The sequence below is a fragment of the Zhenhengia yiwuensis genome, assembly GCF_014384995.1.
In the GTDB taxonomy this organism is placed as follows: domain Bacteria; phylum Bacillota; class Clostridia; order Lachnospirales; family Cellulosilyticaceae; genus Zhenhengia; species Zhenhengia yiwuensis.
Window position 1 is genome coordinate 118,679 of the sequence record NZ_JACRSY010000007.1, and the last position, 18,189, is coordinate 136,867.

Annotated in this window: 19 protein-coding genes and 1 riboswitch; of the genes, 1 reads left to right on the top strand and 18 read right to left on the bottom strand. The window is 34.2% G+C overall.

The window, feature by feature from the left end:
* Window positions 1–351 precede the first annotated feature (351 nt).
* The 18 genes from H8718_RS05940 to H8718_RS06025 all read right to left on the bottom strand — a co-directional run bounded on the left by H8718_RS05940 (window position 352) and on the right by H8718_RS06025 (window position 17,602).
* On the bottom strand, window positions 352–1,476 hold the full coding sequence (locus tag H8718_RS05940) for a M20 family metallopeptidase (RefSeq protein WP_249332223.1): 1,125 nt from the start codon (window positions 1,474–1,476) through the stop codon (window positions 352–354).
* 21 nt (window positions 1,477–1,497) lie between these two features.
* Entirely contained in the window at window positions 1,498–2,925 is a 1,428-nt protein-coding gene (locus H8718_RS05945; protein ID WP_249332224.1) for a YfcC family protein, read from the bottom strand.
* Window positions 2,926–3,061: 136 nt separating this feature from the next.
* A riboswitch (Lysine riboswitch) is annotated at window positions 3,062–3,241 on the bottom strand.
* 119 nt (window positions 3,242–3,360) lie between these two features.
* Window positions 3,361–3,777 carry an arsenate reductase ArsC gene (locus tag H8718_RS05950; RefSeq protein ID WP_249332225.1) on the bottom strand — a complete coding sequence of 139 codons (417 nt, stop codon included), beginning with the start codon at window positions 3,775–3,777 and terminating at the stop codon, window positions 3,361–3,363.
* Between the two features lie 86 nt (window positions 3,778–3,863).
* Window positions 3,864–5,219, bottom strand: coding sequence for an MATE family efflux transporter (locus H8718_RS05955; protein ID WP_249332226.1), 1,356 nt, complete (start codon window positions 5,217–5,219; stop codon window positions 3,864–3,866).
* Window positions 5,220–5,425: 206 nt separating this feature from the next.
* Entirely contained in the window at window positions 5,426–5,707 is a 282-nt protein-coding gene (locus H8718_RS05960; RefSeq protein WP_249332227.1) for an ArsR/SmtB family transcription factor, read from the bottom strand.
* Window positions 5,708–5,739: 32 nt separating this feature from the next.
* Window positions 5,740–6,909 (bottom strand): MFS transporter, encoded by a 1,170-nt coding sequence (locus H8718_RS05965; RefSeq protein WP_249332228.1) that lies wholly within the window; start codon window positions 6,907–6,909, stop codon window positions 5,740–5,742.
* An 80-nt stretch (window positions 6,910–6,989) separates the two neighbouring features.
* A complete protein-coding gene (locus tag H8718_RS05970; protein ID WP_249332229.1) occupies window positions 6,990–7,418 on the bottom strand; it encodes a helix-turn-helix domain-containing protein in 429 nt (142 codons plus the stop codon).
* 431 nt (window positions 7,419–7,849) lie between these two features.
* The gene (locus H8718_RS05975; protein ID WP_249332230.1) at window positions 7,850–8,215 is read right to left on the bottom strand and encodes a DUF5412 domain-containing protein; all 366 of its coding nucleotides are present in this window, start codon (window positions 8,213–8,215) and stop codon (window positions 7,850–7,852) included.
* Between the two features lie 199 nt (window positions 8,216–8,414).
* Window positions 8,415–9,461 carry a hypothetical protein gene (locus tag H8718_RS05980; protein ID WP_249332231.1) on the bottom strand — a complete coding sequence of 349 codons (1,047 nt, stop codon included), beginning with the start codon at window positions 9,459–9,461 and terminating at the stop codon, window positions 8,415–8,417.
* A 12-nt stretch (window positions 9,462–9,473) separates the two neighbouring features.
* Window positions 9,474–10,529 (bottom strand): hypothetical protein, encoded by a 1,056-nt coding sequence (locus H8718_RS05985; RefSeq protein WP_249332232.1) that lies wholly within the window; start codon window positions 10,527–10,529, stop codon window positions 9,474–9,476.
* Window positions 10,522–11,415 (bottom strand): ABC transporter ATP-binding protein, encoded by an 894-nt coding sequence (locus tag H8718_RS05990; RefSeq protein ID WP_249332233.1) that lies wholly within the window; start codon window positions 11,413–11,415, stop codon window positions 10,522–10,524. Before H8718_RS05990 ends, H8718_RS05985 begins: the two co-directional genes overlap by 8 nt.
* Window positions 11,405–11,797 (bottom strand): GntR family transcriptional regulator, encoded by a 393-nt coding sequence (locus H8718_RS05995; protein WP_249332234.1) that lies wholly within the window; start codon window positions 11,795–11,797, stop codon window positions 11,405–11,407. Before H8718_RS05995 ends, H8718_RS05990 begins: the two co-directional genes overlap by 11 nt.
* A 286-nt stretch (window positions 11,798–12,083) precedes the next feature.
* Window positions 12,084–12,953, bottom strand: a complete 870-nt coding sequence (locus H8718_RS06000; protein ID WP_249332235.1) for a copper amine oxidase N-terminal domain-containing protein — start codon at window positions 12,951–12,953, stop codon at window positions 12,084–12,086.
* A 119-nt stretch (window positions 12,954–13,072) separates the two neighbouring features.
* The gene (locus H8718_RS06005; protein WP_249332236.1) at window positions 13,073–13,465 is read right to left on the bottom strand and encodes a hypothetical protein; all 393 of its coding nucleotides are present in this window, start codon (window positions 13,463–13,465) and stop codon (window positions 13,073–13,075) included.
* Window positions 13,465–14,373, bottom strand: a complete 909-nt coding sequence (locus tag H8718_RS06010; RefSeq protein ID WP_249332237.1) for a ParA family protein — start codon at window positions 14,371–14,373, stop codon at window positions 13,465–13,467. The genes H8718_RS06005 and H8718_RS06010 overlap by 1 nt, the downstream gene beginning before the upstream one ends.
* A gap of 75 nt (window positions 14,374–14,448) precedes the next feature.
* Window positions 14,449–14,742, bottom strand: coding sequence for a copper amine oxidase N-terminal domain-containing protein (locus H8718_RS06015; RefSeq protein ID WP_408646569.1), 294 nt, complete (start codon window positions 14,740–14,742; stop codon window positions 14,449–14,451).
* Between the two features lie 54 nt (window positions 14,743–14,796).
* Window positions 14,797–15,846 (bottom strand): 5-methylcytosine-specific restriction endonuclease system specificity protein McrC, encoded by a 1,050-nt coding sequence (gene mcrC / locus H8718_RS06020; protein ID WP_249332239.1) that lies wholly within the window; start codon window positions 15,844–15,846, stop codon window positions 14,797–14,799.
* A complete protein-coding gene (locus tag H8718_RS06025; protein ID WP_249332240.1) occupies window positions 15,839–17,602 on the bottom strand; it encodes an AAA family ATPase in 1,764 nt (587 codons plus the stop codon). Before H8718_RS06025 ends, mcrC begins: the two co-directional genes overlap by 8 nt.
* A 148-nt stretch (window positions 17,603–17,750) precedes the next feature.
* Here H8718_RS06025 and H8718_RS06030 point away from each other — a divergent pair.
* The coding region (locus H8718_RS06030; RefSeq protein ID WP_249332241.1) for a helix-turn-helix domain-containing protein at window positions 17,751–18,189 on the top strand (439 nt) is incomplete at its 3' end.

Sequence of the window (18,189 nt, forward strand, 5' to 3'; positions counted from 1 at the left end):
AACACTCTTGACAATTCTTGATTAAGCCACGTTCAATTGCATATAAGTCTTAACCTACTAACAAGCCAAAAGGTCATACCCAGCTTAGGTTAGCCGCCTCAGGAACTTGCAGTGATACATGTATTGGCATCCCTTTCACCTATAGGCCCTGACAACGCACACCAACGCTAGGTACTACCTCCTCACTTCTTAGTATGTATAGCCACTTTGCCTATTGAACACCTACTTAATCACTTATGTCAAAAACCTTGCCACAACTTAAAAGCCAACCTAAGTCTCGCCCGTATTTCCAGGGGGGAAGGCGTACTTAGGTTGGCTTTTATTGTATAAAGTTATATTTTATATACTTTATTACAAGTTTACCTTTTTCATTAAAACATCATATCCTGTATAGGCTAAGGCTAATGTTCCAACTAATAGCCTTTCATGACCAAGTGGTGTTATGGTAGCATCTGCTAATGCTCTACTATGTGCTGTTATATGACAATCTGAAATGCCTATATAAGGATGAATTGTTGGTGTAATATGACTTACATTGCCTATATCACTTGATCCAGCAGATTTTTTCTCTTTAATTTCTGTGATACCAAGCATTCTTAAGTTTTCGTTAAATGCCTCTGATAAATTTTCATTGGTTACTAAGTTATCATAAGGCAATTCATACCTTTCCATACTAAGGGTTGCACCTGTCATAAGGGCTGCCCCTTCTGCTATTTTTTTAACCTTTTCTACTACATCTTCTAATGTTTCTTTTGTTGCTGCTCTAAAATAAAACTGAGCAACAGCTTCGTCTGGTACTATATTCGCTGCTACACCACCACTTGTTATGATACCATGCATTCTAACATCTGGTGTAACATGTTGACGGAGAGCATCTATCCCATTAAACAACTGAATCACACTATTTAAAGCATTTATTCCTTCATGAGGGCTAGCTGCTGCATGAGCTGTTTTCCCTTTATATGTAAATTGTAAGGGATAAAGTGCTATAGTATCTCCACTTCTAATGGTTTCACTTGCTGGATGAGCCATCATAGCTACATCTAATTCATCAAATACACCATTTTCAGCCAATATAACTTTGGCGCCATCCGTTTCTTCAGCTGGAGTACCATATACGACGATACGTCCTCCAACTTCATCTAATATTTTACTTAAAAGAACGCCTGCTCCCGCTGACATTGGACCTATCATATTATGACCACACCCATGGCCTATTTCTGGTAAAGCATCATATTCGCATAAGTACCCTATTGTTGGTCCTTCTTTTTTACTATCAAAAGTTGCTCTAAAGGCTGTTTTTATATTTAAAAATTCTCTTTCTACATTAAAGTGATGCTCTTCTAAAAATGAAGTTAATATTTCTACTGCTTTAAACTCTTGATTTCCTAGTTCTGGATTATGATATATATATTCACTAATCTCGGCTAATCTATCTTTTATTTTTTGTCCTTCGTTAAATAGTATTTCTTTCATATAAATTTCTCCTTTGTGTTATTAGCTCCATCCAATAACCTGAGCTATTGTTATAAAGGCTATCCCTAATGCAAATAGTACGCCTTGTAATGGAAGTATCCATTTGAGCCATTTCGCATAAGGAATACCTGCAACACCTATGCAAGCTATAAGTATTCCTGATGTTGGGAACATTGCATTTGAGAAGCCATCTCCTAACTGGAATATTAATACTGTTAACTGACGCGATATGCCTATTAAATCTCCTAATGGTGCAAGTATTGGCATTGTTAATGCTGCTTGTCCTGAACCTGAACTAATGAAGAAATTGATAAACATTTGTACTGGTAACATTAAATAAGATGCAAGCATTCCTGAGATACTTCCTAGAACTTGTGCTAAGTGGAATAAGATAGTATCTATAATCCCAGCATTTTCAGCGAGTATGACGATACTTCTTGCAAAACCTAGCATAATTGCAGCACCTATCATGTCTTTTGCACCTAGTATAAAAGCATCTGCCATTTCATCTAAACTTAACTTTCCTACTATCCCGGCTAATAATCCTGTTACTAAAAATACTGCTGCAATTTGTGGAATCCAGAAGCCCTTAGCTAATACGCCCCATACAATGGTGCCCATACATAATGCAATTAATAAAAGGATGATTTTATGAGAGAACAAAAACTGATCATCTTGACTTTCAAAATTTGTTAAGTTTTGACGCTTTTTCTGGTCACTTTCATAAACAGGGCTTAATTTAGGATTTTTCTTGATTTTGTTAGCATAAATCATAATAAATACTATGGCTACCAGCGTTGATACAAGCCATATAAGCGTTCTATACCCTATTCCTGAATACATTGGTATTTCTGCTATGGACTGAGCAATACCTACATTAAACGGGTTAAGCATTGCTGCTGCAAATCCTGTATTACATGCTAAGTATGTAATAGCTACTGCTACTATACTATCGTACCCTAGTACTAAAGTAAGGGGGATCATCATTGCAATAAAAGGTATAGCCTCTTCTGTCATACCAAATACTGCCCCGCCTAAAGAAAACATAAAAAATATAATTGGGATAATGAAAATTTCTTTCCCTTTAAATACATTTACGATACGCATTATACCAAAGTCTATTGCCTTTGTTTTTGTAATAATATTAAACGCACCACCCACTATAAATAAAAATGCTATAATTTCAGCACCTTCTATAATCCCTTGAATAGGCGCTTGTAAAACATCAAATACACCTTGTGGCTTGCTCTCTACATACTTAAATGAACCATCTACAACTACTGTTTTGCCTGCTTCATTTACTATTTTTTCATAAGCACCACCTGGTACTAAGTATGTAGCTACTGCAACAAGTAATATGATTGCACTTATAATTACCAGCGTATGTGGTACTTTAAATCCTCCACCTCTTTTTTGGGCGACTTCTTTATTTGATTTTGTTAGATTCATTCTTCTCACTTCCTATCTTATTATTAGTCCATAAAAAAAGTCTTGAGTGAAGCTCATCACTCAAGACTTTTTATCTAATAATATATTTTTAATCGAACTCTACTTATAACCCAATTTAAAAATAATAAAATATATCTATCGTGATAGCTCATCATAAATAACTTTATGACAGTGTTATGCATATTCTACATAACCCCAACTCTATAGCCTTAAAGCTTTCAGCTATAGGTTTCGGCGGTCTTTCCTTTAGGTTTGTTTCACTGTTTGCTCAAACTCCACAAACTTACTTTTAAATCCCGCAACCTCTATCTTCTTTTATTCTATTTTGCTGAACCCATTATATATTAAAATTTTATATTTGTAAACATATCTTTTAATAATAACTATCTTTAGCATTTTTTACCAAATCGGTTTATGAACTTTGACCCAATCTTTTTATAACCTGTTAACACTAAACAGAGCAATACGCTCTCTAAGCTCAATTACCTTTTCTTCTATAAGCCTAGCTGTCTTGATAAACTCTTCATCAGCCTTTCCTGATGGGTCCTCAAGTCCCCAATCTTCTCTATGTTTACATGGTAAGGATGGACAAGCTACATTACATCCCATTGTTATCACCACATCCACTTCTGGAATGTCCTCTAAAAGTTTACTCTTTTGCGTTTTATTCATATCAATCCCATATAAGTCCTTGATAATTCTTACAGCATCTTGATTAATTTCTGGTCTTAGCTCTGTCCCTGCTGAATAACTTTCAAATACATCCAAGGCGAAATGTTTTCCTAAAGCCTCCGCCATTTGAGATCTACAAGAATTATGTACACATATAAAAGCCACCTTTAATTTATTCATTCGTTTATACTCTCCTTTTTACCAAACTATTCTCCTGTTATTTGCCATTTTAATAAGGTCAAGACTCTTACATAACCTTATCCTTTCTAGGCATTATACCCCTTAAATACCTTTTCATCTACTGCATCACATCTATATTGTTTCTGCACTTTTAGCTTATAGTATAAATAAGCCACTACACCTTTTAATAAACTAGAGAGTGTAATGCTCCACCATATACCATTTATCTCAAAAAGCTGTATAAATAAAAGGGCCATTGGAATACGTAATACAGTAAATAGAATGCTAATCTTAGCTGATACTTTAGGTATTCCTATCCCTGTAAACAGACCATTCGTAATCATTTCAAGAGCACTAAATATTTGTGAAAAAGCAATAATACGTAAATAACTACTTGCTATCTCTATCGTTGTAACTTCATGAATAAAAAGTTTTACAATGGATCCTGGAATAATTAAAAAAATCATGGTCGTTGCTAGAGCGTACGCCCCTCCTATTTTAATGGCTGTGGCATAACCCTCATGGATTCTCTCATACTTCTTAGCGCCAAAGTTTTGACCTGTAAAGCTGGCTACAGCTCCATTTAGTCCACCTATTACCATATAAGTTACAGATTCAATTTGTAGACCAATTTTTTGAGCTGCTAGAGCATCTGATCCAAATATAGCTATCATTCGAGCGAGTATAATATTCACGAAAGTGAAAAGTATCCTTTGGAAGGACATAGGAAATCCTAGCTTCATAATCTCAACAACTTTTTCATACTCTATCCCAATTGTTTTATCAAAAAATAAAATGCTTCTCCCCTTGTACAAGAATAAGAAAAACATAGTAACATTTGCAATAAGCGTTGCAACAGCAGCCCCTAAAACTCCCATTTTAAATGTATATATCAAGATAGGATCTAAAATAATATTCATTATAATACCTATGGCACTAATCTTAAAAGCTTCTTTATTATTTCCAAAGCTCCCTAAAAGCCTTGTAAATAGTAAATTAAAAAATGCAAAAAATAGCATAGGTGCACTATATGCTAAATAAAGATAAGCATTCTGCTCAACCTCTACATTCCCAAGTTGTAAAAAGCTAATAAAGCTTTTTCCTGCAAAAAGGAGTAGCACCGCATAAAGTAAACCTAATAGACCATTTAGTACTAGACTTGCATTCATATAGGCCTTCGTTTCATACTCATTTTTCTTGCCCACTGCATGGGCTACTTTTATTCCTGCGCCAATAACCACCATTGCATTAATAGAGTAGCCTAGTCCTATAAAGAAGCTTGAAGAACCAATACTAGCAACAGCATCTGTTCCTAATCTCCCTACCCACAACATATCTACTAAGTTATATGCAAATTGTAATAAGGATCCCCCCATAATAGGTAGTGCAAGTGCTGTAAGCACCCTTAATACATTGCCCTTTGTTAAATCTGTCTTTTTCATTTTGTCTCCCTATTTCTTTATGTTTTTATAGACTTAAATGCTCAAATACTAGGCCTATCGAGTCGTAAACCTGAGCTTATATGGATAACGCTCTATAGCAAACTTATCATGCATATAGATAACTGTCAATATGTTCTCTATTGTATTTTATATACTCTAGTTTGTATTTTAATTGCAAAAAATAGGTAGGATACCTACCTGATACCCTACCTATTTTTATTGACATCTTCATAAATATCTTTAACGATCTCTAACCTCTCATTGTTTATGGTATATTTCATCCATGAACCTTCCTTGACTCCTTTTACAAGCCCACATTCCGTTAAAATCTTCATATGGTATGACAATGTAGGTTGAGTAATATTGAATTCTTCTAAAATATTGCATGCACAAAGTTCTCCACTTGAAAGCATTTGAATAATCTTAAGCCTTGTTTCATCTGCTAGTGCTTTAAATACACTCACATATTCACGATATGGATACTTCATTCCTTCACCTCTATTACATTTTGCATATATTCTTATACCATTTTATCTTTACATACTTTACTCACTCTTTCTGAAGTTACGAACATAATAAGCACTAAAACGACTAAAAAGTAAGGTAGTAAATTGAAAGTAGTAGCCTTTGCGATCATCCCAAATAATGGTGGCATCAAAGTACTGCCTACATAAGCTGTTGCCATTTGAATACCCATTATCCCCTGAGATATTTCCTTTCCAAATCTATTAGGTGTCTCATGGAGCATCGCCGGATAAATAGGCGCGCAACCTAGGCCAACCAATATCAGACCTGCTAATTGCAAGTAACTTGAGTAAGGTATAATCAATAATAGAGCTCCGCAGATACAGATTATTTGCCCTATTCTAATCATTTTCTTATTATTAAAATACATGGCTAAGAATCCTGCTACAAGTCTACCCACTGTAATACCTAAGTAAAAAAGCGCTGCCCATTTTGCAGCTTTTTCTGCCGGGATGCCTTTACTTATAACCAAATAAGAACTTGCCCATAACCCTGTCGTTAGCTCAACTGCGCAGTAACAAAAAAAGGCCACAAGTGCTGGTTTTGCTCCTTTTATTTTAAGTAAAGCACGAATATTTATATCGCTCTTAGTAGCTTCCTCTTCATTTGTATGGGTTTCAAACTTCTTCCACAAAGGCAATGAAACAACTAGCCCTATCACTAAAACAGCCTGAATAAACCCAATTGTAGCATAACCTATTCTCCAGCCATTTTCTTTTAAGAGAAACAGGGACATAATGAATGGTCCTGCTGTAGCCCCTATTCCCCAAAAACAATGAAGCCAGTTCATATGCTTTGCTTCATAATGCAGCGCAACAAAGTTATTTAATGCAGAATCTACAGCACCTGCTCCTATTCCCATTGGAATGCCAAGTATACAAATCCAAAGAAAACTTGGTGAAAAGTATATACCAAGTAGCCCTGCTGCTGTTAAAAATACGCTGGCAGTTGTTACGATACCCGTTCCAAATCTTCTAATGAGCTTTGCACTAAAGAAGCTTGATATAATCGTTCCTCCCGAAACAATCATTGTAGATAAACCAGCTGCTGATACAGGTACATTAAAATCTTGATAAATCATTGGCCATGCCGATCCTAAAATAGCATCTGGGAGCCCCAGACTAATAAAGGCTATATAAATAATAATTAATAATGTAGTAAGCATACTTTCTCCTCTATATTGATTTCTTTCATTCATTAAGTATCTTTAATATATATATTTTTATTTAGCCAGTCAATCTAATTTTATTGTCTTAAGTATAAAAATGGCATATCTTTTAAAATTAAAACTGTATCCTCATCATTGAGATTGAACATGTTTTTAAAATGGTCATAAAAATTGCAGATTTGTTGGCAATAAGGCTGTATTCCTTCTATACCTTGATAAGTAGCTAAAATAGGATATTTTTTACTCCACGCACTTGTCCAGTCAATTTCATCAACTATCATTTCTATGCTTGTAATATCGCCACTAAGATTACTTCCACTTATAAGGTAGTCATAACTTACATTATAGAGTTGACTTAACAATTTTACTTTAATTAATTCTGGAACTGTTTGGTCAGTTTCCCACTTGCTCACAGTTTGTCTAGATACCTCTAATCGATCTGCAACATCTTCTTGAGATAATCCAGCTTTTTTACGCAAATCTAGTAATTTATCACCTAATGACATTATAATCACCAGCCTTTCAATGAGTCTAAGTTCACTTGTGTGTAGTATACCTCACATATCAACTACTTTCTACCAAGTAAAGTTGGAATTTTGTCAACTAAACTTAACATCTCAATACTATTTGCTATGTATAATAAATGGCAGCAAGTAAATATCTATTTTACAATTATTTTAACACTCTAATAAGTTTATTTAAATATTTATCATTTTACTATTTAATTCTAATCACCAATAATAATTTCCCTATCTTGTACAGAAATGACCCAATCATTAATAAAGAGCTTGGTTATATTTTTAGTATCTATAAGCGGACTGTCACTCCTTTCATATCTCCATACTACCTCACCACCACTAGTAAATATAATCAAAAAAAGATAGCATCTACTAAAAGTGCTATCTCAATCCAAAGATTAACTATTTGGTTAGTTGTATTATTCACGTCTATAATCATAAGTATCTTTTTCTACATCTAACACTATGTCATTTATTTTAACAGTTCTATCATCCAACCACTCAACCGTTGCTGTTTGACAATGATATTGCCAATAAATATTTTTGCTTATTCTACTTTCTTGATTTGTCACAACCCCTAATACAGCATAATCAACGGTTGCACCACCATTATTTAAATAGGTTGTCACTTCATAGGTTTGCCCTGGAGATAAATAGCTTCCTAACAACTCTTGCCCTTTTATACGTTGCACATCAAAAAATGCCCAGTAAATACCGTAAGCAAGCACACAAATAAGAATCAAAATAACTAAACATACTTCCCTAAATCGGTTACTAAGACTCATATCTTCCCCCTGTCTTTCATTTCTATCACCAATAAGATATCTATTTGTTTACTATTAGTATAACATGTCTCCGAAGCTCCATGTACCCTAAAGGAATCTATTCTTATTTTGAACAAATTCTTTCCTTTCTTTATAAATGATTATTACTCTATTCCAAAATAAAAGGGAAGGTTTTAAATCCCTTCCCTTTTCTATAAGCCTATCTATTTGACTTAGGTTCTATCACAAATTCAATTGACATCTCTTTATATTCAGACTGATCTATTGCACTATACCTAAACCTATTATTCTGCTTGGCTTTATAGCTATACTCATAATTTCCAAAGCTTCCTTTTTTACTTCCCTTTTTGCCCTGTATAACCTGTTCAACTAAGGCATTAACCTCTTCTAATTCGCTTGCTTCCATATTCCATTCATTTTTACACCAGCTCAGTAGAGGTTCAAAATAGGACAAATCGATCTCCTCATCTTTAATCTTATTGAAAATGACCCTTACTTTTTGAATCTGATCATCTTCTATAAAGAGCTGATAACCCACTGCCTTCTCTTCATAATAAGTGGCATCCACTTTTCCCTGTTCATCGTATAACGTCATATAACTTCTATTATTAAGTGATGGTGTAGAAAAACGTAACAACTTTGTTTCTCCCATAACATAAGGCGTATATACAACAAACTTATCCTTTGGTACGACTTCTGCTAACTGTTTAAAGTACTCATCCACTAACGTCAGTGGTTCATTTTCAATGTCCATATAAGAACTATAATTATAGCTTCTTCCCTCAACATCCTTATATAAGTGAGCAGGTTTAATTCTTATGGCAGCATTATTAATCACTATGTGCTGAGGATTTCTATTGCTCTCTTCTGCTCCGACCTTTTTCATAAAGTCTTGAATCCCAGGAAATACTTCATCTAATTTCTCTGCCCATTCACTATCCTCTGGCTTTAAATTATTTTCCTGAAAGAATTCCCAATCTATCTGTAATGCACGCCCACTTGAATCGAACTCATAATAATAGTCATTATATTTTTTATTAAACTCATCAGCTACTCTTTTTGTCTGATTAAGAATAGTATCCTCAACTACATAATACGCCTGACTCCCTACATCCTCAGCTTCCTCTTTTCCATACATACTAGATGGCTCTTCCTCACTGTATGTAGTCATCATACTTACTTCTTGGTAAGTACTGCACCCTGTCAATAAAATACTCCCTAATAAAATCCATGCAAATTTCTTCATCTTAATCACCTCCTATTTCTCTTTACATCCAATCCTAGCAACTTGATACATTAGGATATAACCTACTATCCCTAGAATCACTATAGATCCTAAATGGATTCCTAAATTCACTTCAGAAAACATACCAAATCCTGAAACATAAAATTGAGGTAATAGTGCCATACTTATTGTACCTACTGCAATAAATATCTTGCGACATAAACGTTTAGGAATCAGTTTACTTTGGTCTTCTACCGTAAAATATTTACTACTCAGCCACCCTAATACAAGAGCAACGCCAATAGCTAGAAGTAGTAAACAAACCTTTATACCTGTATTTCCTATAAAATGAATGTTAACCCCCTCACCATTTCTTACTTGGTTACCTGTGACTGAATCCATCATGCCATATACTACTGGTAAAGTGAGATAAGTATCTACTTGGTACCTAAAATCTATCATAAGGTTAAAATATGTTGGTAGAATCATGGCAATCGCTGTAACAACGATAGCAAATATACGATTACTAATTAGGTACTGCATCAGTAATAACATGAGATAAACTAACGTCATAATCAAATAGTTCATCAGAAGCATTAATACGATATACTGTACGGACTCTATCTCTAAAAGGCTATCTTGCCATATACTTATGCTATACATATCATTGAGCCAACTACTATGAGAAAATCGAAGTACTACAATCCCTATGGCATAAAGTACAAATGGAAGGGTATAAGTTACTACGCCACATCCCATCCTAATCCAATAAATATGGCTACTTTGTATAGGTAAGGCCTTCAAAAATCTTCCAACCTCTATATTTTTTGCATCCCTAAATTGTACATATACGAGAAGAATAAGTCCTACAATGCTTCCTATTAACAAGAAAGGTGCAATCCAATTCAATTCTTGGCTAAACTCATTAGATATATACCAAATGCCTGAATGTTCTAAGAAGCTCTTCCTTTTCTCCCCCATCGTTCCCATAAATAGTAGAAATACACCACTACATACCATTAGGAAATATAATATCATCCACTTTAATGATCTAAACTCATATTTGATCAATGCCTTATATTTATTCATGACTCGCCTCTCTCCTTCCTCCATCTGTATAAATAAAGATTTCTTCTAAATTCATACCTATAGGTTCTACAATTCGGGCTCCAACCTTTCTTAATCTATTCTCTAGCTCCTGTGTATAACGATCCGTAATAGCATAGTACACACTCCCTAGCTTTTCAATATTCACAAATTCACTCCACTTCATAAAGCCTTCTGGTGCTTCGTCTTCAAATACAATTTGAAGCTTCTTAATGCTTGACTTTAATTCATCTATAGTAGATTGATAAGAGACTCTACCTTGATGAATAAAGGTTACCTCATCACATATTTTCTCTAGCTCTGTTAAATGGTGTGAAGATATTAAGACAGTCATTTGCTTTTCTTCTACAGCTTCAATAAGTAAATCAAGTAATTGTTTTTTTGCAATCGCATCTAAGCCTGATGTAGGCTCGTCTAATATCATTACCTTAGGATTGGATGCCAGATGTAGCATAAAAGATACTCTCATCTGCATCCCTTTAGAAAGCTGAGTAACTTTTTGATTTACCTTAATTTTAAAAATCTCATTATAGCGTTCAAAATCTTTTCTACTGAAGTTTGGATACATGGCTTCAAAGAAGTCCACTAACTCTTTTACTTTATACCCCTTAAAAAATTGGTTACGATCTGCTACATAGCCTATCATTTGCTTAGCTTCATCATTTTCCCAAACTGACTTACCATCAATGAATACTTCACCCTGATCACTCTTATAAATCCCTACTATACATTGAATCAAGGTTGTTTTACCTGCACCATTTTCACCAATTAAGCCATGAATACATCCAGGCGCTACTTCAAGTGATGCATTATGGACCGCTTGGAACTTCCCAAAATTTTTTGATACACCGTTTACTTTAATGCTCATTCTTCTCCCCCCTCAGTTCTTTAAATACTTTATCTACCTGAGCAACAATTTCTTCTTCCTCTAATCCCATGTAGTGTAATTCAATACAGATATTTTTTAGTGTTTGATATAACTCGGCCATTTTCTCCTCATCCACCTTTTTCATTGGAAGAGCACAAACAAATGTCCCCCTCCCTCTAATTGTTTCAATCACTTTTTGTCTTTCTAACTCTTGATAAGCCTTACTCACTGTATTGGGATTGATTGTCAACATTCCAGCTAATTGTCTCACTGAAGGCAACTGATCACCACTCTTTAAAATACCTTTAAGTAATTGCTCCTTTACTTGATCCACAATTTGCTCATAAATCGGCTTAGCACTTCTACCATCAATAATAAACATAGTCCACCTCCTTTAAACTTTATCTATATATTTACTTTTAGTGTATGGCTACGTGTACCAAGTGTACTATTTCAACTAGTACACTCAAAATATAATATCTTACCTCCTAAAAGTCAACTCTTTTTTGTATTTTTCAGAGATGAATCCTCTTTGCTTTTAGAAATTTCTAAGCCTCTATTTTGCCACATAAAAAAGCTAGTATACAGCCATGCTTTTAAGGCAGAATGACTGTATGCTAGCTTTTTTCGTTTATTGTTATCTTTGTTAATCCCTATTAAGAGACCCCCTATAGTGAGCTATTTATTAGGGTTTTAATATAAGTTCTCTCTTGACTCCCATCAAATATTAAATCAAGGCTTGAATAATCTTCTTCTGCTAATATCCCTATCTGATACCCATCAGCTTCTATAATTGTTAAAGGGATAATCTCTTGTGTAGAAATCATATTATACAGTTCATTTGCCTTGGTAGGTACTAAGCTACTCAGAATAAGCTTTGCCATCTCTAGATTTTCTGAATTATTCTCATGCAAAGATAAGGTTACTAATTGTTTTTCTGGTACTACTTGTGCAAATGAAATTTGATAAGGCTTTCCATCCTCACCTATAGCGTGCCTGTTGTAACTTATATTATCTATGCCAAATCTCTTATAGCCATTACCTAGTAGTAAACTCGGTACTTCTTCTAGTGGTACTTGTTTATTTACAGTAGGTACTTTGATTGGTTCACCTGATGTAGAGAGATAAGCTGTTCTATTGGCGTAGCTTATTTGTAAACCTAATGTATCCGTTACAACTCTTATAGGAAGATATACTGTATTATTTTTCATCTCAGGATTACTTAATAATTGAATATATCCATCATTGGATTTGGCATTATGATAATCTACTGTAAACTCAATGAATTTATCCCCTTTTGTTATCGTAGCAGTCTGTTCTTTATTATCCCAGCTTACATCATAGTTAAGTTTTTCTGATAATAGTCTTAATGGTATCATAGCGTTCCCATTATCACTTATATATCCTTCACCAATAATGACCTGATCAAGAGATATAGATACAGGTTTTGCTAAAGTTCTAGCTTGAGCTTGTACTGGCGTAAGTACTAATAGAGCAGCTAAAGTTAGGTTCATTATCTTTTGTATTAATCTTTTCATTTTGCTAAACTCCTTCATCTTTTTTCTAGCTTATTATACACTTTTTAACACCTCATTTTCTACTTCCCTAACGCAAAATATGAATTTAAGTAAAAAATTCGGATTTTCTCACCTTCTGGCTAGCTTCCTACTTTACTCCCTAATACTGCCATTTTTAACCTATTCCCTACCGTTGCCTGTATGATTTTCTCTATAATTTGATCTTTATTATCTCTGCTTTTAATGCAGGCACTTAAACTTTTTGCCAGTTCTACTAGCTTAGGCTTACTTAATTTTAGTCCTTGTAAGTAGATTTGTGCCTCTTCATAGGTTTGACATTGTTTCAATGCTTCTTCATAAACCACTAATTGCTTATCTACTTCTTTGACAACCTTTTTACTTTTATGTACTTCTTGTAATCCTAAAGTAAACTCTCCCTCTAGCCATTTTGAGAATTGCTTTTCATCAAGTCCTTCTATAAATTTTAAGGCGAGTTTATAGCCTTTAATCACTTCTTGTGCACCTATTGCCATCACTTATCCCCCATTCTCTGTAGTACCTCTTGTAAGAGCGCTTCAAACTCTTCAGCAAGCTTCTTTTCCATTGGACCTGATTTGCTTCTTAAAATAGTAGGGATTTTATTGTTCTGCCCCATTACACTTTGATTAAACCTGATACGTGTATTAAAATACTTTAATGCCTGGTCCTTAATTTCTTTTTCATACTGCTTATTAATAGCAATGAGATCATCCCCACTGGTTTGCACCATAGTTGCTACAGTCCCCATAAGTTGTGGATGCAAATTATGATAAGGTAAACTAAAGTAAGCGATACTTTGGTTAGTATCTCTCACTAATTCCTCTACATGTCCTTTCAGCGTTAATCCACCTAAACTAGATAAGTGGTCAAGTCTTGTTGGGACTAAATAGTAATCACTTGCCACTACAGCACTTTGTGTAATGATGCCAAAGCTCGGCTGGCAATCTATCAAAATCATATCAAACTGTTCTTTTAACTTCTCTATTTCCTTATCTAATAAATAAAGTATAGCCATTTTATTTCTTATTTGCTTACGCCTTGTTACACCTAGACACCTTTGTGCAAGTTCTATCTCTACTTTAAATAAATCTGTATGAGAAGAAATAATCGTAATGGGTCTTGTTAAATGCTGATTGACTTCTAAGTTCTCTGTAAATAAGGTTTCAAAAGGTATCTTATTGCCATTCAAACAGCTATCATACCATTTTTTAATGGTATGATTTTCTCTATACCGCGTCCCCCATTGCTCTACAGGTATAAATGAAAAAGTCAGACTAGCTTGTGGGTCTAAATCTACGACTAATACCCTATGACCTTTGGTAGCAAGGCCTACTGCTAGATTAGCCACTATACTTGTTTTACCTACTCCTCCTTTGTAGTTAACTACTGAAATAACCGCCACTTATCTTCCTCCTGCTCTCACTATGCTTATCCTTATAATATATGGTGTGAGAGGTGCTGTTATGAGTAGGTTTGTCTACATACTCATAGAATCTTGATACTTAAAGCTTATTATGCTTATATAATAGAAAAAAGATAATACCCTTATATAGGCATTATCTCTTCTTTTATTATTTACTAATTTAGGTGCTCTCTCTAATGCTATAGGGCTACCATTAAGTTGAGCACTCTTAGAACCTACAGTTAAAAAAAATGTTGTATCACCTTTTGAACAATATGCTGTAGATAATGTACTGTCCCACTCAATTTGAATTCCTAATGCATCGCATAAAGGCCTGATTTCTACTAAAGCCATTTCATTATCAATAATACCTTTATATACTGCTCTATCGTTATGAGTAGATTTTTCTACAAAAAAGCTAGCCTATTCGGCTAGCTCCTTCACTAAATCATTAAGCTGTTGTTTGATTATTTCAAAATCTCCACTTAAATCTAATGTCTTAACATTAATCTTATTACCAGCCATCCTATATTCATGGTCTGGCATAATTGCTTCATCTGTTTGAGCATATAGAAGTGCACCACTTACCTTACCAGATTGCATGACATCATAGTTTTTAACATAGGTGAATATCTGATACATATTACCTGAGTGTAAAGCCTTACTATGAAACTGCCCATGTTGTTGCAGTATTGAGCTATAATATTTTGTATCAATAATCATTGTCTTATCTTTATATTCCAACGTAATATCTGTCTTCATAGTCGGTAGTAATTCTACATATCCATCATCTACATTCCAGTTAATATGCTTAGCTGACACCTTAAATTGTGGGTAATGCTTTTTATAAAAAGCAAATATAAATTTTTCGTATAATCTATGCATATGTTGCTCATCTATATAGTGTCCTATTTTTTTAGAACCCTCTTCCTCCGTCATCAGTAAGCCCTTTATGACTAAATAGCAAATATTCAGCAGCATCTTATATGTAGCATTATGCCTGTGATACTTAATAGCTTTCCATTGAATTGTATAAGGATTTACTTCCTTGACATTTTGAAAATATATAAGTACTTTTTTCATTTTTTTCTTCTGAGCTAATGCCACATCTGGACATCTTAGGAGTAAGTTCGCTGTTGTCTTTAATATTTGATTCATGTACATATTCTCTGAATACTCATCATAGACGCAGATAAGTTGTCTTCTAAACAAAGTTTGAGCTTTAATAGAATTTGTGACATCTATTTTTCCTCTTGGAGAACTTAAAGATTGCATTTGCCTACAGTATTCTCGCCCTAATCCTCTTCTTATTTGATTAGCAATCCCCTGGGCAAGAATAGCCACTAACAAATCACTTGTATACTGAAATGTTTCAGTCTCTATATGCTTATACGATTCCTCCTTTAAAGATTGAAAAGCATAGGCAAGCATGTAATAAATGTTTTTAATATAGATACTTTTATTCTTAGTCATTTAAAATATCACTCAACCTTATTTGCCATTTTTCCACTTGAGTACTATCATCAAACCAATATTCATGGATAAGAGGCAATAGTTCATATTTAATAACAGCTTCAATCCATTCATCTGTAATAGGATCATCTGTACACAAATAACTATGTCCTATTCTAAAGCCTGTTCCTAATGCCTCATCCTTACCAATATCCTGATTTAATGCTTTAATCGTATCTACAAGTACGCCAAACTTAGGATGACCTACTTCTTCTCTTACCTTATTAAAACCTTCTGAATCAAAAGCAGGCTCTAGTTCATAAAAAGCAAATCTCCTTCTAAGCGCATAATCAATCATAGCCAGACTTCGGTCTGCTGTGTTCATCATCCCAATGATATGTACATTACTCGGCACTGAAAACAACTCATTCGCATAAAGTAAACGAAGCTTATCTCCTCTTTTATCTTTCTCAATAAGCATAAGGAGTTCCCCAAAAATTTTACTCAAGTTACCTCTATTAATTTCATCAATGATAAAGAAATAATCCCTTTCACTATCATCTTGTGCACGTTTACAAAACTGATAAAAAGGCCCTTGCATCAGTTCAAACCCATCTTGAGTCGGGCGATACCCCATAATAAAATCTTCATAGCTATAACTTTGATGGAACTGAACCATCATTACTCTACTTGTGTCCTTAGTACCCATTATAGAATAAGCTAACCTCTTAGCTGCAAAAGTTTTGCCTACTCCAGGTGCTCCTTGAAGAATAAGATTTTTCTTATACTTAAGCAAGCCTACTAATGTCTCATACTGCTGTGCATTCATATAGACTTCGCTCAAGAAATCTTCTTCTAAATAGCTATCATACTCAATCTCTTGCTCTTCTATCTCTTCAAATCCTTCTTCTGTTTGTGTCATCATCACTTCTATTTTTTCACGGTAATCCACATAAGAAGATATATCCGTTAAAGTCTTCATCACTGCCCGACCTGGATGCTCCCAATTTCCTTTATGCGTCCATTTCACTCTTCGAATATATTTGTAATCTTGTCTTGCCTCATCAAAAATATAATCACTTTCAACAACCCCTCTTCCAATAAGAGCTGATACACCTTTTTTTACATATATAATATCTCCGATTTGCATGTCATGCATAAACTGCCAAGTCGCTAAAGAAGCATTCGTATAACTTTTATTACTGTCCCATAGTGCTTTCATCTTCATGCGCATAGATTCTCGCGTAGTATATTGTCTTAAATCACCGAGTTCCTCCCAGCCTATTCCCATAATGCCCTCATCGTAGAACTCCTCCCATTTACAAGAGTTCTCTCCTGGTGCATAAATCCAATACCTTGTTTCTGACTCCCTTAAGTTTTCTCCATATTCATCACAGCTCTCTTTAATTTCATTGATATTATTTCTTTTCCATGCCTCATGTGAAAGATGTGAAAAATCATGATATGGGATTCTATTTTGGCTAAATGCTCTTTTTAGGCAATCAACTATATTAAGATATACCAAAGCATTTGGGACAGTTTTAAATTCATTTTTCAAATCATATTGCCAGAACATTAAATCTTTATTGTTTTTAATAAGAAATTCTCTATTGCATCCATCAAGATTAAGATATGTTTCAGGCCTAATCCAATATAATCCTATAGATAGCTTCCATTTAACATAAGGTTGTTGTATAACCTTATCATAGTATGTAATAAAATCCTTTTTTGTATTTTCTTTAGGATTATCTGCATAAGCAATAGCTACTTCAAACATTTCCCATAGATTTGGTATGTCTTCTGTTCTTTTCTTTATATCTCTTGAATTTACAATCTAAGTGCAACACCTAAAAAAAATATGACTCATAAGAGAAAATCCTAGTAAAATAGTGTTTGCGAAGACTACTATTGAAAGGATTAATCTTATGAGCCATTACACACATTTTACCATAGCTGAGCGAGAAAAAATATTATTTTTCCTTGCTCAATCTAAATCTTTAGGTTTTATCTCAAAGGAACTTAATAGAAGCAAATCATCTATTTCTAGAGAAATTAAAAGAAATTCAGATGCTAACGGGATATATTCTCCATCTGATGCTCAAAGAAAATATCTAAAAAGACGTGAAAATTGTAGGGCTAAAAAGATGCTAGTGGATGAATTGATTCATGATAAAGTTCAGGAACTTTTTCTTCAGCACCAGTGGTCTCCTGAACAAATTTCAAATCGATTAAAGTTAGAGAACAATCCTATAGCCATTAGTTATTCAACTATCTACAGAGGCATATATGCTGGTCTTTTAGAGGAAAGTCCTCTGCTAAAAGGTCAACGAGGAGTTGCTCGTAAACTTAGGCATCGTGGAAAAA

Bases quoted from the DNA above. Each gene is read 5' to 3' on its own strand.
- H8718_RS05995 (WP_249332234.1), bottom strand. From the start codon at position 11,797: ATGTTTATTATTGATGGTAGAAGTGCTAAGCCGATTTATGAGCAAATT.
- H8718_RS05950 (WP_249332225.1), bottom strand. From the start codon at position 3,777: ATGAATAAATTAAAGGTGGCTTTTATATGTGTACATAATTCTTGTAGA.
- H8718_RS06025 (WP_249332240.1), bottom strand. From the start codon at position 17,602: ATGTTTGAAGTAGCTATTGCTTATGCAGATAATCCTAAAGAAAATACA.
- H8718_RS05970 (WP_249332229.1), bottom strand. From the start codon at position 7,418: ATGTCATTAGGTGATAAATTACTAGATTTGCGTAAAAAAGCTGGATTA.
- mcrC (WP_249332239.1), bottom strand. From the start codon at position 15,846: ATGACTAAGAATAAAAGTATCTATATTAAAAACATTTATTACATGCTT.
- H8718_RS05960 (WP_249332227.1), bottom strand. From the start codon at position 5,707: ATGAAGTATCCATATCGTGAATATGTGAGTGTATTTAAAGCACTAGCA.
- H8718_RS06000 (WP_249332235.1), bottom strand. From the start codon at position 12,953: ATGAAAAGATTAATACAAAAGATAATGAACCTAACTTTAGCTGCTCTA.
- H8718_RS05985 (WP_249332232.1), bottom strand. From the start codon at position 10,529: ATGAATAAATATAAGGCATTGATCAAATATGAGTTTAGATCATTAAAG.
- H8718_RS05945 (WP_249332224.1), bottom strand. From the start codon at position 2,925: ATGAATCTAACAAAATCAAATAAAGAAGTCGCCCAAAAAAGAGGTGGA.
- H8718_RS05955 (WP_249332226.1), bottom strand. From the start codon at position 5,219: ATGAAAAAGACAGATTTAACAAAGGGCAATGTATTAAGGGTGCTTACA.
- H8718_RS05975 (WP_249332230.1), bottom strand. From the start codon at position 8,215: ATGAGTCTTAGTAACCGATTTAGGGAAGTATGTTTAGTTATTTTGATT.
- H8718_RS05980 (WP_249332231.1), bottom strand. From the start codon at position 9,461: ATGAAGAAATTTGCATGGATTTTATTAGGGAGTATTTTATTGACAGGG.
- H8718_RS05940 (WP_249332223.1), bottom strand. From the start codon at position 1,476: ATGAAAGAAATACTATTTAACGAAGGACAAAAAATAAAAGATAGATTA.
- H8718_RS06005 (WP_249332236.1), bottom strand. From the start codon at position 13,465: ATGGCAATAGGTGCACAAGAAGTGATTAAAGGCTATAAACTCGCCTTA.
- H8718_RS05990 (WP_249332233.1), bottom strand. From the start codon at position 11,415: ATGAGCATTAAAGTAAACGGTGTATCAAAAAATTTTGGGAAGTTCCAA.
- H8718_RS05965 (WP_249332228.1), bottom strand. From the start codon at position 6,909: ATGCTTACTACATTATTAATTATTATTTATATAGCCTTTATTAGTCTG.